This is a genomic window from Kitasatospora sp. NPDC059160 (assembly GCF_042755465.1).
Taxonomy (GTDB): domain Bacteria; phylum Actinomycetota; class Actinomycetes; order Streptomycetales; family Streptomycetaceae; genus Kitasatospora.
Genome location: NZ_JBHZCN010000167.1, coordinates 1 through 13,705 on the forward strand (window position 1 = coordinate 1; position 13,705 = coordinate 13,705).

15 protein-coding genes and 2 pseudogenes are annotated in these 13,705 nt (G+C 74.8%); 9 read left to right on the forward strand and 8 right to left on the reverse strand.

Annotated elements, in window-relative coordinates; all coding sequences use genetic code 11:
* The coding region (gene rarD / locus ACFXOZ_RS39925; protein WP_380594940.1) for an EamA family transporter RarD at positions 1-998 on the reverse strand (998 nt) is incomplete at its 3' end.
* Positions 999-1,187: 189 nt separating this feature from the next.
* A complete protein-coding gene (locus ACFXOZ_RS39930; RefSeq protein ID WP_380524072.1) occupies positions 1,188-2,075 on the reverse strand; it encodes an SDR family oxidoreductase in 888 nt (295 codons plus the stop codon).
* A 110-nt stretch (positions 2,076-2,185) separates the two neighbouring features.
* Between ACFXOZ_RS39930 and ACFXOZ_RS39935 the strand changes: the two genes are divergently transcribed.
* A complete protein-coding gene (locus tag ACFXOZ_RS39935; RefSeq protein ID WP_375889053.1) occupies positions 2,186-2,605 on the forward strand; it encodes a winged helix-turn-helix transcriptional regulator in 420 nt (139 codons plus the stop codon).
* Here ACFXOZ_RS39935 and ACFXOZ_RS39940 read toward each other — a convergent pair.
* Positions 2,592-3,389, reverse strand: a complete 798-nt coding sequence (locus tag ACFXOZ_RS39940; RefSeq protein ID WP_375889051.1) for a TetR/AcrR family transcriptional regulator C-terminal domain-containing protein — start codon at positions 3,387-3,389, stop codon at positions 2,592-2,594. The two genes, ACFXOZ_RS39935 and ACFXOZ_RS39940, sit on opposite strands and share 14 nt — an antisense overlap.
* A gap of 43 nt (positions 3,390-3,432) precedes the next feature.
* Here ACFXOZ_RS39940 and ACFXOZ_RS39945 point away from each other — a divergent pair, with 43 nt between their 5' ends.
* Complete coding sequence (locus ACFXOZ_RS39945; protein WP_375889049.1) at positions 3,433-3,624, forward strand: DUF6011 domain-containing protein; 192 nt, start codon at positions 3,433-3,435, stop codon at positions 3,622-3,624.
* 21 nt (positions 3,625-3,645) lie between these two features.
* Here ACFXOZ_RS39945 and ACFXOZ_RS39950 read toward each other — a convergent pair whose 3' ends face one another.
* On the reverse strand, positions 3,646-5,676 hold the full coding sequence (locus ACFXOZ_RS39950) for a hypothetical protein (protein ID WP_380594941.1): 2,031 nt from the start codon (positions 5,674-5,676) through the stop codon (positions 3,646-3,648).
* Positions 5,677-5,952: 276 nt separating this feature from the next.
* Between ACFXOZ_RS39950 and ACFXOZ_RS39955 the strand changes: the two genes are divergently transcribed.
* Together ACFXOZ_RS39955 and ACFXOZ_RS39960 are read left to right on the forward strand one after the other, a co-directional pair.
* On the forward strand, positions 5,953-6,669 hold the full coding sequence (locus ACFXOZ_RS39955) for a chitinase (protein ID WP_380524077.1): 717 nt from the start codon (positions 5,953-5,955) through the stop codon (positions 6,667-6,669).
* A gap of 150 nt (positions 6,670-6,819) precedes the next feature.
* Positions 6,820-7,308 (forward strand): hypothetical protein, encoded by a 489-nt coding sequence (locus tag ACFXOZ_RS39960; protein ID WP_375889041.1) that lies wholly within the window; start codon positions 6,820-6,822, stop codon positions 7,306-7,308.
* Between the two features lie 62 nt (positions 7,309-7,370).
* Here the strand turns inward: ACFXOZ_RS39960 and ACFXOZ_RS39965 are convergent, their stop codons facing one another.
* Entirely contained in the window at positions 7,371-8,351 is a 981-nt protein-coding gene (locus tag ACFXOZ_RS39965; RefSeq protein ID WP_380594943.1) for an oxidoreductase, read from the reverse strand.
* Positions 8,352-8,500: 149 nt separating this feature from the next.
* On the opposite strand from ACFXOZ_RS39965, the pseudogene ACFXOZ_RS39970 reads away from it, so the two are divergent.
* The 3 genes and pseudogenes from ACFXOZ_RS39970 to ACFXOZ_RS39980 form a co-directional block, all read left to right on the forward strand.
* Positions 8,501-8,872: pseudogene (locus tag ACFXOZ_RS39970) on the forward strand (MerR family transcriptional regulator); the annotation flags it as partial.
* A gap of 321 nt (positions 8,873-9,193) precedes the next feature.
* Positions 9,194-9,601, forward strand: a pseudogene (locus tag ACFXOZ_RS39975) (GNAT family N-acetyltransferase); the annotation flags it as partial.
* A 93-nt stretch (positions 9,602-9,694) separates the two neighbouring features.
* Positions 9,695-10,411 carry a DsbA family oxidoreductase gene (locus ACFXOZ_RS39980; protein ID WP_380594945.1) on the forward strand — a complete coding sequence of 239 codons (717 nt, stop codon included), beginning with the start codon at positions 9,695-9,697 and terminating at the stop codon, positions 10,409-10,411.
* A 45-nt stretch (positions 10,412-10,456) separates the two neighbouring features.
* Here the strand turns inward: ACFXOZ_RS39980 and ACFXOZ_RS39985 are convergent, their stop codons facing one another.
* On the reverse strand, positions 10,457-11,572 hold the full coding sequence (locus tag ACFXOZ_RS39985; RefSeq protein WP_380594947.1) for an alpha/beta hydrolase: 1,116 nt from the start codon (positions 11,570-11,572) through the stop codon (positions 10,457-10,459).
* Positions 11,573-11,685: 113 nt separating this feature from the next.
* Positions 11,686-12,135 (reverse strand): hypothetical protein, encoded by a 450-nt coding sequence (locus ACFXOZ_RS39990; RefSeq protein ID WP_380594948.1) that lies wholly within the window; start codon positions 12,133-12,135, stop codon positions 11,686-11,688.
* A 177-nt stretch (positions 12,136-12,312) separates the two neighbouring features.
* Here ACFXOZ_RS39990 and ACFXOZ_RS39995 point away from each other — a divergent pair, with 177 nt between their 5' ends.
* Together ACFXOZ_RS39995 and ACFXOZ_RS40000 are read left to right on the forward strand one after the other, a co-directional pair.
* Complete coding sequence (locus ACFXOZ_RS39995; protein WP_380531009.1) at positions 12,313-12,792, forward strand: hypothetical protein; 480 nt, start codon at positions 12,313-12,315, stop codon at positions 12,790-12,792.
* 101 nt (positions 12,793-12,893) lie between these two features.
* Positions 12,894-13,391 (forward strand): hypothetical protein, encoded by a 498-nt coding sequence (locus ACFXOZ_RS40000; protein ID WP_380594950.1) that lies wholly within the window; start codon positions 12,894-12,896, stop codon positions 13,389-13,391.
* 15 nt (positions 13,392-13,406) lie between these two features.
* Here the strand turns inward: ACFXOZ_RS40000 and ACFXOZ_RS40005 are convergent, their stop codons facing one another.
* Positions 13,407-13,568, reverse strand: coding sequence for a hypothetical protein (locus tag ACFXOZ_RS40005; protein WP_380594951.1), 162 nt, complete (start codon positions 13,566-13,568; stop codon positions 13,407-13,409).
* Positions 13,569-13,705 lie beyond the last annotated feature (137 nt).

Consider the following 13,705-nt stretch of genomic DNA (forward strand, 5'->3'; position numbering starts at 1 on the left):
CCGCTACCCCCGCCGCCACCTCCCGGCCCCCCGGGTCCCTCCCCCCCCCCCGCGGCGGCGGGCCGCGCCCCGGCCGGGCCCCGCCCCGCGCGGTCCGCCCGCACCTGGCGCAGCGCGTCCCAGGTGAGCAGCGCGAGCGCGGCCCACACCAGGGCGAAGCCGGCCCAGCGCGCGGGCGGCATCGACTCGTGGAAGACCGCGACGCCGATCAGGAACTGGAACACCGGCGCCAGGTACTGCAGCAGGCCGAGCACCGTCAGCGGCACCCGGACGGCGGCCGCGCCGAAGAACAGCAGCGGGATCGCGGTGATCACCCCGCTGACCACCAGCAGCGCGGAGTGCCCCCAGCCGTACGAGCCGGCCACCGTGTGCCCGAAGGTGCCGCGCCCGCTGACCTCCAGGTAGACGAGGTAGCCGAGGGCGAAGGGGAACATGAAGGCGCTCTCCGCGGCCAGGCTCTCCAGCCCGCTCAGCCCGACCTGCTTCTTCACCAGGCCGTAGGTGGCGAAGGAGAGCGCCAGGGTGAGCGCGACCCAGGGCAGCTGCCCGTAGGCGGCGGTGAGCACCGCGACGGCGGCGGCGCCGATGCCGACGGCCGTCCACTGCACCGTGCGCAGCCGTTCCTTGAGCACCAGGACGCCGAAGCCGATGGTGACCAGGGGGTTGATGAAGTAGCCGAGGCTGGTCTCCACCACGTGGCCGTTGTTGACGGCCCAGATGTAGACGCCCCAGTTGACGGAGATCACGGTGGCCGCGCCGGCCAGCATGGCGAGCCGGCGGGGCTGGCGCAGCAGCGGGCGTATCCAGCTCCAGTGCCGCTGGGCGACCAGCATCAGCACCACCGCGACCAGCGACCAGACCATCCGGTTGGCCAGGATGTCGTCGGCGGCGCCGGGCTCCAGCAGCGGCCAGAACAGGGGGAAGATCCCCCAGATCCCGTAGGCCGCCGTGCCGTACCAGAGGCCTCGGCCGCTGTCCTGCTGGGTCGTCTGTGGCATGGCCGAGTGCCCTCCCGCGCGCGCGAATATCGATGCGACGGTAGCGGGCGGGAGGGCGGACTGTCATCTCCGTTTCCGGATTTTGGTCATGACATTGCTTGCATGCTGGACGGCTCCGGCGTCCGCGCCGGTCGGACTCCGGCGTCCGCGCCGTGTCCTCGCCGGTCAGGGGCCCTTCGGGCGCCCGTGTCAGGCGCCGGTCGACCGGGCGGCCAGCGCCTCGCGGACGGACTGCGCCAGCGGGGCGGTCGGGCGGCCGATCAGCCGGGCCAGGTCGCCCGGAGTGCCGGCCAGCTCGCCGCGCGCGATGCCCGCGTCCACGTCGACCAGCGCCTCGGCGAAGCCCTGCGGCAGGCCCGCGCCGACCAGGACCTCCAGGTGCTCGGCCGGGGTGACGTCGCGGTGCGCGACCGGCTTGCCGGAGGCCTGCGCCAGCTCGGCGGCCAGCTCGGGCAGGCTCCAGGCGGTGTCGCCGCTCAGCTCGTACACCCGGCCCCGGGCGCCCTCGCCCTCGCCGCCACCCGCGCCGTCGCCCAGCAGCACCGCGACCGCCGCGTCGGCGTAGTCCCGGCGCGGGGCGGTGGCCACCCGGCCGTCCCCGGCGCTGCCGAGCACCACGCCGCGCTCGACCGTGCCGGCCGCGTCGCCCAGGTAGTTCTCGGTGTACCAGCCGTTGCGCAGGAAGGCGTACGGCAGGCCGGAGGCGAGGACCAGCTCCTCGGTGGCCCGGTGCTCGTCGGCCAGCCGGAAGGTGGCCGCGGCCGGGATGCTGGTGTAGGCGAGCAGGGCGACCCCGGCGGCCCGCGCGGCCTCGACCACGGCCCGGTGCTGCGGGATCCGGCGGCCGACCTCGCTGCCCGAGATCAGCAGCACCCGGTCCCCGGCGGCGAAGGCGCCGGCCAGGCTCTCCGGCCGGTCGTAGTCGACCACCCGGACGTCGACCCCGCGCGCGGCCAGGTCGGCCGCCTTCCCGGCGGAGCGGACGGCGACCGCCACCTCGCCCGCGGGGACCCGGGCCAGCAGGCCCTCGACGACGAGGCGGCCGAGCTGGCCGGTGGCTCCGGTGACGACGTACATGGGGTGCTCCTCTGGATGGTGTCCGACCTCGAATGGCCTCTGGCCTCGACACTCACCCTAGGGCTGGCACTAACCTTTCGAAAGTACGCACTTCGAAGTAGGGTACTGACATGAAGGTAAGCACCCTGCGCATGGTGGGCGGGGCACCGGTCGACGCGGTGCCGCCCCCGGCGAACGTCTTCGACCGGATGTGCCCGTCCCGGGGCGTGCTGGAGCACGTCACCAGCCGCTGGGGCGTGCTCGTCCTCGGCGCGCTGCGCGAGCGCGGCTACCGGTTCAGCGAACTGCGGCGGCAGGTCTCGGGGGTCAGCGAGAAGATGCTCGCCCAGACCCTCCAGACGCTGGAGCGGGACGGCTTCGTGCTGCGCGAGGCGCACGCGGTGATCCCGCCCAGGGTCGACTACAGCCTCACCCCGCTCGGCCGGGAGGCGGCGGAGCTGGTCGCGGCGCTCGCCCACTGGTCGGAGCAGCGGGTGGGCGCCGTGGTCGCGGCGCGCGAGGAGTACGACGGGCGGGCTACCGCTCCCTGATCAGGGCCTCCAGCCCGTCCAGCACCCGGGCCAGGCCGAAGGCGTACGCGTGGTCCGGGTCGTACGCGCCGCCGTGCGCCTCGCCCGCCGCGGCGCCGACCCGGGCGGCCACCGGGTGGCGCTCGGGGTCGAAGACCCGGGCCAGCAGCTCGGCGTTGGCCTGCCACCACTGGGCGTCGGTCATCGCGCTGTCCTGCTGGGCGGCCCGCTCGTCGGCGGCCATCCGGGCGCAGGTCTGGACGAAGCCGAGCAGGTGGGTCAGCGCGGCGTCCAGCTCGACGTCGGGCAGGCCGGTGCCCTCCAGGGCGCGCAGCTCGTACTCGTACTTGGCCATCAGGCCGGGGCCCAGCGGCGGGCGGCTGGTGGAGACGGCGGCGACCCACGGGTGGGCGCGGAACAGCGCCCGGTTGTCGTCCGCGACGGCGGTGGCCCGGGCCCGCCAGCCCGCGTCCGCCGGGGCGCTGCGGGGCACGGCGGCGTAGACGGTGTCGAGCATCAGGTCGAGCAGCTCGGCCTTGCCCGGCACGTAGGTGTAGAGGGCCATCGGGGACAGCCCCAGCTCCTGGGCGACCCGGCGCATGGTGACGGCCTCCACGCCCTCGGCGTCGGCCAGGGCGACGGCGGCGGCGGCGATCTCGCCGGTCGACCGGGCCTGCCGGGGGCCGCGGCGGCCCGGCTTCTCCTCGGCGGTGAGCCCCCAGAGCAGGGCGAGGGTGCGCGCCGGGTCTCCGGCGCCGCTGCGGTCGGCGCCGCTGCGGTCGGCGCTGCTGCGGTCGGTGGCCATGCGGAGGATCCTCCCACGGGAGGCGGCGGTTACCGTCTCCCCCATGACCAGCACTGAGCCGCTTCCCGGCACGGACACCGCCCAGGTCCTCCGCCCCCGGGTCACCTGTCGGCGCTGCCACCGGCCGCTGCACGACCCGGAGTCGCGGATGCTCCGGCTGGGGCCGGAGTGCCGGGACCCGGCGGAGCGGGTCGCCCGGTTCGAGGTGGACCAGGAGACCCTGCCGGGCGTGTAGGGCGGGGTTCGAGGACGGGCCCTACGGTCGGCCGAAGAGGCGGCGGAGCAGGCCGGGGCGGGCCCGGCCCGGCTCGGCCGGTCGCTGTCGCCGCCGCTGCGGGGGTTCGGGCGCCGCCGGGCCGGGCGCGTCGGCGCCCCCGGGTTCCTCGGCCCCCTTCGCGTCCTCGGCGGCCGCGCTGTCGCCGCCGTCCCGGCCGTCGTCGCCGTCCCGGGCGTCCTCGCCGTCCTCGCCGTCCCGGGCGTCCTGGGCCTCGGCCGCCGCCAGCAGTCGCCGGGCGAGCTCGCGGTCGGACCGCTCCACCCACGGCGCGGCCAGCACCAGGGCGCAGTACGAGCGCAGGATCGTCACCACCCGGCTGCGGCTCGCCCGGGCGCTGTAGTGCAGCCGCTGCCGCAGCAGTGCGGCGACGTCGGCGCGGGCGGCGGGGTGGGTCCAGCCGATCGCGACCAGGGCGAACCCGGCCGCCTCGACCACCCAGTCCTCCGGGCCGAGCAGCAGGTCGCGCAGCACCCGGCGGCGTTCGGAGCCCTCCCAGGGCTGGTCGGTGCGGTGGTGGGCGATGCCGAGGCAGGCGAAGGCCTGGACGGCGCGCACCCACAGCTCGGGCTGGTGGGCGAGCAGCGCGCGGCCGAGGTCGTCCTCGCGCGGCAGCGGCGGGTGGACCAGGACGCCGAGCAGCTCGTCCAGCGGGAGCCCGGCCAGCCGGACGGCGTGGTCGTAGGCGGCGGGGACGGTCGGCCAGACGATCTCGGCGGTGGCGCGCACGAGGTCGGCGCTCGCCGGGGCGGGCGCGGCGACGGCCGGGCGCGGGTCGGTGCCGTCCCAGGCCCAGATCCGGGTGGTGGGCTCGGTCAGCGGCAGCCGGGGGTCGGGCTCGCCGACGGAGCGGTAGGACACCGTGGAGCGCGGCAGGGCGAGGTGCACGGCCAGCACCGAGCTGGGCGGCTCGACGGCGGAGGCGGTGCAGTCGACCTCGGTGTCGCGTCCGGCGCCGGACGAACCGAGCACCTGGTGCAGCACGTTGACGGTCGCCTCGGTGGTGCCGGTGACCATCCCGAGCCAGGACTCCCGGTGGCTGAGCCGCTCCAGCAGGTCCTGGGCGTACGCGTGGTCGGGGTGGTCCCGGTGGTGGTCGGCGAGGGCGAGCAGGTGGACCGCCTCGCCGTCGACGGCGTGCCGCAGGCCGTACAGGGCGGGGCCGGCCTTGGGGTGCCCGGGTTCGGCGGCGAGGACGCGCTCCAGCCAGGGCATGCCCTCGGCGGGTCGGCCGAGGGAGCCGTACAGCTCGGCGACGTCCACGGCGAGGTAGCCGCTGGAGTTGCCCTCGGCCGGTGCGACCCGGGCCAGTTCGGCCTCCCAGACGGCGAGCGCGTGCTCGGGGCGGCCGTCGGCGCGCAGGGCGTTGCCGAGCATCACGGCGGGCAGGTAGTCGGGGGCCAGCCGGTGGGCCCGCTCGGCGAGTTCGACGGCGCGGGTGGTGGCGCCGAAGCGGCGGGTCAGGCCGGAGGCCATCGCCAGCAGCAGCGGGTGGTCGGGGTGGCGGTCCACCACGGCCCGCAGGAAGCGCTCGAAGGGCCTGACCGCGTCGGCGAGTTCGGTGGGCAGCGGGTCCGGCAGCGCTCCGGCGGCGCGGGCCACCGCCTGGGCGACGGCGTCCGGGTCGACCAGGGTGGGCAGGTCCTCGCGGGCGAGCCACGCGGTGTGGGCCCAGGGGCGGGCCGGCTCGTACTGGATCGCCGAGGCGAGCAGGCCGACGGCGGTGTCCCAGTCCCCGGCGGCGGCCTCCACGTGGGCGCGGCAGACGACCGTGCCCAGGTAGACCTCGCCGTCCAGCGGGAACAGCTCGCGGGCCGCGGCCGGGCCGCCGGTGGCGGCGCACAACTCGGCCAGGGCCTCGTGCAGTTCGGGCAGCTGGGGGTCGGCGAGGATGGCGTCGGCGAGGTGCTCGGCGGCGTGGTCGAGGTCGCCGGAGTCGATCGCCAGCCGGGCGACGGCCACCTCGCCCTCGGCCGCCAGCCGTTCGTCGCCGTCGTCGTCGGTGTGCGCCATGCCCTGTCCCCCGGTCGCGGTCGCGCGGTGTTCGCTGGTTCCTCGGTCCTCGTGCGCGGACGAGGTTATCCGGTGCGTATGACTGGCCGATGATCACCCCGCGACGGGCACGGCGGACAACTGCCCCGCCCGTGACGACCCTTCTGATGCGACCCTTACGAGTGGTTTAGACCTGAGAAGGGCTCAGGTAGGGGTTGGCGGCCAGCACGATGGCTCCGGTGCTTCGAGAGCGAAGCACCTTGCGCACCCCATCCCTGACGAGCCTGACGAGGAACGATGAAGCTCTCCCGCACCCTCTCCGCACTCGCCGCAGCCGCCGTGCTGAGCACCCTCGCCCTGACCGGGCCGGTCGCCACACCGGCGTCCGCGGCGTCCTTCGTGGTCAGCGAGGCCCAGTTCAACAAGATGTTCCCGAACCGGAACTCCTTCTACACGTACAAGGGCCTCACCGACGCCCTGGGCGCCTACCCGAAGTTCGCCACCAGCGGCGACGACGCCACCCGCAAGCGCGAGGCCGCCGCCTTCCTGGCCAACGTCAGCCACGAGACCGGCGGGCTGCGCTACGTCGTCGAGCAGAACACCGCCAACTACAGCCACTACTGCGACACCAGCCAGCCCTACGGCTGTCCGGCCGGGAAGTCCGCCTACTACGGGCGCGGGCCGCTGCAGATCAGCTGGAACTTCAACTACAAGGCCGCGGGCGACGCCCTGGGCATCGACCTGCTGCACGACCCGTACAAGGTCGAGAAGGACCCGGCCGTCGCCTGGAAGACCGGCCTCTGGTTCTGGGACACCCAGAAGGGCGCCGGCACCGTGACCCCGCACGACGCGATCGTCAACAACCGGGGCTTCGGCGAGACCATCCGCAGCATCAACGGCGACCTGGAGTGCAACGGCAAGAACCCGGACGAGCGCAACGACCGGATCAACCTGTTCAAGCAGTTCGTCGGCGTGCTCGGCACCAGCGTCGGCGGCGGCAACATCTCCTGCTGACCCGCGCCGCCCGACGGCCCGACGGGCCCGTCCGTGGAACGGGAAGTCGACCTGGCCGACTTCCCGTTCCGGGCGTCAGCCGATCGAGTGAACGGTGTCAGTGGCGTCTGCTGGACTGCCCCCAGGCAACGAGACGAGGGGGCGGCCTGGATGGGCGTGCTGACGGACTACTTCCGCGCACCTGACGCGGAGACGGTGGTGCGGGCGTTGGCGGCGGCCGACGGCTCGTTGGCCGCCGTCCGACCGGACTTCGACGTGGTCGAGGCCAAGCGGATCGACCCGGGCGTCGTGCTGGGGCAGCTCGTCGCGGCGATCCTGGCGCAGCCGTGGCGGGTCGACCTGGTGGAGGACACGCCGATCTGGCCGACCGCTCCGCAACCCGGCCCGGACGGGCCCTGGGACGAGGACGACCCGTGGGCGACCGGCCCGTGGGCGTTCGAGCTCGGTGACGCCGCCCGGGACGCGCTCGCCGAGGTCCGCGACGACCGGATACCGGAGGCCGTCCGGCAGTGGGCCGAGGCGGAGGAGTGGGGCGGGGCGGATCCGACGGATCTGCTCCCGCCGGCCGGGGAGCTGATCGCCCTCGCCCGCCGGGCGCGGGCGGCGGGCGAACGGCTGTACTGCTGGGTCTGCCTGTAGCGGGCGCCTCGGCGTGTTCGGCCGGGCTCGGCGGGCTCAACAGCTCAGCAGGCTCGACGGGCTCAGCGGGCTCGACCACGGGTGATCGGGGCGGCTCCGGTCGCGGCGAGGGAGACGTCCCAGAGGCGGGCCGCCGAACCGGGGTCGAGGGCGTACGCGCGGACGCCGCCGTCGTCCATCGCCTCCCCGGGGGCGGCGACGCGGGCGACCTCGCAGTCCTCCAGGTAGAGCCCGCCCCGGCCGTCGAGGAGGGGGGAGGTCGCCGCCCACAGGCCGGTGGCGGCGCCCTGGGAGGGGGACTTGAAGTCCGCCCCGACGACCGCGCCCCGCTCGTCCACCCAGCCGCGCTCGACCTGCTCCCGGAGCGTCAGCTCCCGCTGGAGGCCGGTGATGATCTTGCCGGGGTGCAGCGCGAAGGCCCGGACGCCGTCCGCCCGCCCGAGCACGTCGAGGTGCGCGGCGAACAGCACGTTGGCGGTCTTGGACTGGCCGTACGCGAGCCACTTGTCGTACCCGTCGTGGAAGTGCGGGTCGTGCCAGCGGATGTCGGTCAGGGCGTGCCCGGCCGAGCTGTTGACGACCACCCGGGCCCCGCGCGCCGCGAGCAACGGGTGGAGCGCGCGGGCGAGCGCGAAGTGCCCGAGGTGGTTGGCGGCCAACTGACCCTCCCAGCCCGGCCCGACGCGCCGCTCCGGGGTGGCCATCACCCCGGCGACGGCGAACAGCAGGTCGACGTGCCGGGCGGCCCCGGCGATCAGCTCGGCGGCGGCGCGCACGCTGTCGAGGTCGGTGAGGTCCGCCGGCACGACCTCGCAGCCGTCGAGGTGGCGCAGCGCGTCGCGGGCGTGCTCCGGCCGGCGGGCCGGGACGATCACCCGGGCGCCGGCCGCGCTCAGGGCCCGTACGGTCTCCAGGCCGAGGCCGGAGGCGCCGCCGGTCACGACGGCGGTCCGGCCGGAGAGGTCGAGGCCGGCCGTGACGGCCTCGGCGGTGCTGGTGGCGGAGAAGGGCGAGCCGAGCGGCCGCTGGTCATCGGTGGTCATGGCGAGGACGGTAGGAGCTGGAGTGCGGTCCAGTTCAAGTCCGTCGCCTCCGAACTAGGCTGGGCGGCATGGCGGATGACGGGGGCGGGAGCGGCGACGGGGCCGGGGCCGGGGCCGGGGACGGCGGGGCGGTGCTGGGCATCGGCGAGGTGGCGGAGCGGACCGGGCTCAGCGTGGACGCCCTGCGCTTCTACGAGCGCGAGCGCCTGCTGGTCGAGCCGGTCCGGCGCAGCGCGGGCGGCCGCCGGCGCTACAGCGCCTTCGACGTGGAGTGGCTGCGGATCTGCGTCAAGCTGCGCGAGTCCGGCATGCCGCTCGCCGAGCTGCGGCACTTCGCCGAGCTGGTGCGCCGGGGCCCGGGCAACGAGGCCGAGCGGCTGCGCCTGCTCGACGCCCACCAGCGGCGCGTCGACGAGCGGATCCGGGTGTTGGAGGAGTGCCGCTCGGTGATCGCCTGGAAGACCGCCGTCTACGCCGAGCACCTGGCGCGCGGCGAGGCCACCGGCCTCTGGGACCCGACCGTCCGCCCGGGCCGCCCGCCCGCACCCGGAGCCCCGGGGCCGCTGGGAGCCCCAGAGGCACCGGGAACCCCGGGGCCGCCGGAGGCGCCGGAAGAACCGGCGGAGCCGGAACGCTGGACGGCGGGGGATCCCGCATCGGCCTTCGCACCCGAACGGCAGGACGGTAGGACTGTGGCAACGACGAACGCTCCGATCGAGTGGGCCGGCGACCGGGTGTCGTTCCGGCCCGCCACCCCGGCCGACACCGGCGAGGTGCTGGAGGTGCTGGACGAGGCGGCCGGCTGGCTGGGCGGGCGCGGCATCCGCCAGTGGCCGGACCGCTTCCCGCCCACCTGGGTGGCCGCGGCGATCGGACGCGGCGAGACCTGGCTGGTGGACGTCGGCGACAAGACCGCCGGAACGGTCACCCTGGACTGGGCCGACGAACTGTGGGCGGACGTCGGCGGCACGGCCGGATACGTGCACCGGCTCGCCGTCCGCCGGTCGGCCCGCGGCCTGGGCGGGGTGATCCTCGCCTGGGCCGAGGACCGCGCCCGCGAACGCGGCGCGGCCGCGCTGCGCCTGGACTGCGTCTCCCACAACCGCTCACTGCGCGACTACTACGAGCACCGCGGCTTCACCCACCGCGGCGACGCCCGGTGGCTCGGCCTGCCGGGGCAGCGGCGGGAGGACGTCCCGGTCCTGTGGATGAGCCGCTACGAGCGGGCGCTCGCCGACCCCCGGACCTGAATATTTCAGAACGAGAAATATTCAGGTCCAGGAGCACGTTCCCCCGGGTATCGACGCGGGACAGCCCTGCGCGACGAAAAGGAGTGCGGCGCCGTGCGCGTGGAGATCTGGAGCGACATCAACTGCCCGTGGTGCTACATCGGCAAGGCCCGGTTCGAACGGGCCCTGGCGGCGTTCCCGCACCGCGAGGAGGTGGAGGTCGTCCACCGCTCCTTCGAGCTGGACCCCGACGCGCCGAGCGCGGCCCGCCCGCTCATCCCGCTGCTCGCCGCCAAGTACGGGCTGAGCCTGGAGCAGGCCGAGGCCGCCGAGGCCCGGATCGCCGAGAACGCGCGCGGCGAGGGCCTGCCGTACCTGGACGAGGGCCGGGACGCCGCGAACTCCTTCGACATGCACCGGCTGCTGCACTTCGCCGCCGAGCACGGCCGGCAGGCCGAACTGCTGGACGCGCTGTACCGGGCCAACTTCGCCGAGGAGCGCTCCGCCTTCGACCCCGGGCGGCTGGTCGAGCTGGCCGTCGGGGCCGGACTGGACGGCGGGGCGGCGGCCGCGGTGCTGGCCGACCCGGAGGCCTACGCCGAGGCGGTGCGCGAGGACGAGGCGACGGCGAGCGCCATGGGGGCGACGGGCGTGCCGTTCTTCGTCCTCGACCGGCGGCTCGGGGTGTCCGGCGCCCAGCCCGCCGAGACCTTCACCATGGCGCTGGAGCAGGCCTGGGAGAGCCGGGTGCCGGCTCCGCTGGTCCAGGTCGGCGCGCCCGGCGACGCCGAGGCCTGCGGGCCGGACGGCTGCGAGCTGCCCCCGCGTTGATCCTCGGCCCTTGGTCCTCAGCTGCTGCTCCTCGGCCCTTGATCCTCAGCCCTTCCCGATGGTCTGGGTGAACCAGGTGAACACCGACGGCACCAGCGGCTGCCAGGTGGAGGTCAGGTGCGGGCCGTTGACCTCCACCGGGGTGACGGTGGTCGGCGCCTTGGCGTTCTTCTGGAGCGCCAGGGCGTCCTCGAAGCCGTCGCCCTTCTTGCCCGTCACGTAGAGGGCGACGTCGGGCGGCGTCTGCGCGTGCTGGAGCATGGAGACCGGGTTGGAGACCTCGCGCAGGTGCCCGTCCTTGGCGGTCAGCGAGGCGGGCTCCCCCATCGGGTCGTTGTAGCCGGACATGCTGACGGCCGCGTGGAAGCGGTTCGGGTGCCCCAGGGCGAGCCGGACGGCGCAGTGCGCGCCCGCCGAGTAGCCGGCCACCCCCCAGTGCTCGGGCCCGGGCTCGGCGCGGAAGTTGTCCAGCACCATCTGCGGCACGTCACGCGCGAACCAGGTCTCGGCGTTGACCTTGCCCGGCACGTCCGCGCAGCCGGTGTCGACATGGCTGCCGAGCAGCACGACGCGCGGCGAGACCAGGATGAACGGCGCGACCTGCCCGGACTTCATCAGCGGCGCCAGCTGCTTGGAGGCCGTCATGGTGCCGAACCAGGCGCTGGACGAGCCGGGGAAGCCCGCGAGCAGCTCGACCACCGGGAACTTCTTGTCCTTGTAGGCCGGGTCGTCGTACTGCGGCGGCGTCCAGACCAGCACCTCGCCGTCCACCCCGGACACCCGGCCCTTGAGCTGGGTCGTCTTCACGTCCTTCGGCACGGCGTTGTCGTCCACCGGCCCGAACTGCTGCACCACCTTGGGCTGGTCGGGCGCGTTCGCGGCCGCCGTGGCGTCCGCCGGGGGCGGCACGGGCACGGCGCGCACGTGATTGCCGGTGCCGAGCAGGTCGTCCCAGCTGCCGTACAGCTGGTTGTCATTGTTCACCAGCACGAACACCAGCGTCACCGCCGTGATCTGGGCGAAGGCCACCATCAGCAGCCGCGACCCGAACCGCAGGGCCTGCGGGCCGCGCACCCGGTTCCACAGGTACATCAGCAGGCCCACGGAGAGCGGGAGGAGGAGCAGCGCGAGGACGAAGAACGGAGTGCCGGTGAGCTTCACACCTGCTGAAACGGGTGGAAACGGGTGTTCGGTTGCAGCTGGGGCGGCAGGGAATTCACGCACCGGACGTCGGCGGGGCCGACTTCCCGTTCCGGGAGCTTCCGGGGAATCGATCAGTCGTAGAAGAACTGGCGGAGGTCCTCGGCCGAGCCCAGCCCGAAGAGGAAGGCCTCCGCCCGCGCCGCGAGGACCGCCGGCGGCGGGCCGTCCTCCTTGAGCCGGATCAGCCAGAGCTCGCCCAGCTCCCCCACGGCGTAGAGGGCGGAGAGCAGTTCGGCCATGCCCGCGGGCCGGGGCGGGTCCACCCCGACGACGGACGTCAGCTCCCAACCCCCGGCCTTTGCCGCGAGCCGGACGGCCGAGCCCCACATGGCTATCCGGGCCAGCCGGCCGCGCCATGGCAGTTCACCGGACGGCACCGGGCCGCCGACGGTCACGGCGGCGATGTCGTCCACGACCTCCCGCTCGAAGTCGGTGCGGATCCAGTGGCCTTCTTGGGAGTCCTCGATGGCGGCGTGCCACCACTCCCAGGCGCCGCGCAGGCGGCTCGCGACCTCGTCCATGCGGCTCAGGGTTCCACACCGCCGGGCCCGGGGTGAGGCGGGCGGCCGGCCAGAGGGCGTTGCAGCCGACGGGCGGGCGTTCATCGCTTGTCTACCGCCGTGCGCCATGATCCTCTTCGACACGGCGCCCCCGGGGGAACACGGGGCGCGGAGCACGGAGAAGGGGCACACGGGGACATGCAGAAGACGAAGAAGACGCTGAGGCACATGGCCATGACCGCCACCGTCGGTGTGCTGGCGCTGGCCGGGACGGTGGTGTCGGCGGGGGCCGCGCACGCCGACCCCATGGTGGGCATGGACGAGCCCGGGGTGCTCTACCAGGGCAACCGCCTCTCCAGCGACGACACCAGCCTGATCATGCAGGGCGACGGCAACCTGGTCCTCTACAAGAACACCAACACGGCCTACCCCACCGTGGCGTGGGTCGCCCCCGGCACCCTCGGCTGCGGCCTCAAGGCGATCATGCAGGACGACGGCAACTTCGTCGTCTACGGCGCCAACGCCAAGGTCTGCTGGGCCAGCGGCACCTTCAAGCCCAACCCCGCCGGCAAGGCCACCCTGGTGGTCGCCAACAAGGGCGGCCTCGCGATCTCCTTCACCAACCCGCCCGGCCACAGCCTCGACTGGGCGACCCTGCGCAGCTCCGACCTGTACTGAGACCGCCGGGGCGGGCCCACCCCCGCCCCGCGAACCACCTTCGACACGGCGCCCCCGGGGGAACACGGGGCGCGGAGCAACTGGAAGAGACACACGGGGACATGAAGACGACGAAGACCCTCCGGCACCTGGCGATGGCCGGCGCGACCACCGCCCTCGCCCTGGCCGGGACGATGACCGGCACCGGCACCGCCCAGGCGGCGCTCGAAACGGGCAACGGCTACACCGCGATCTACGACGACGAGCCGCTCTACCCGGGCTGGCACGTCGACTCGATGACCGCCCGAGTGATCATGCAGCCCGACGGCAACTTCGTCGTCTACCAGAAGGACGGCAGCGGGCAGTTCAGCAAGGTCGCCTTCGCGAGCGGCACCGTCGGCTGCGGCTACAAGGCCGTCATGCAGTCCGACGGCAACCTCGTGGTCTACGCCGCCAACGGCGGCGTCTGCTGGTCCCTCGGCACGGCCGGCCACCCGCACGCCAAGCTGATGGTCTTCGACGCCGGCCGCTCCGGCGTCCACTGGAACGGCGGCATCATCCCCCGCAGCAGCAACGGCGCCGACTCCAACACCGTCGCCCTCTCCTCCGACCTGTACTGAGACCGCGGGGCGGGCTCACCCCCGCCCCGCGAACCACTGCACCAGGTCGGCCACCGACCACTGCGGGCGGGCCGCCAACCGGGTCGCCGCCGTCCGCAGCAGGACCGGCAGGTACCCGCAGGCCGCGGCCAGCCCCGCCACCGCGTCCGGCTCGCGGCGGATCCGCTCCGCGCCCACGATCCGGGCCAGCAGCTCGTAGGCGTCGTGGGGGGCCCCCGGGGCCCCCCCGCGCCCCCCGCCGCCCCCCGGGCGCCCCCCCCCCCCGGCGCCCCCCCCCCCCCCCCCGCCCCCCCCCCCCCCCCGGCGCCAACGCC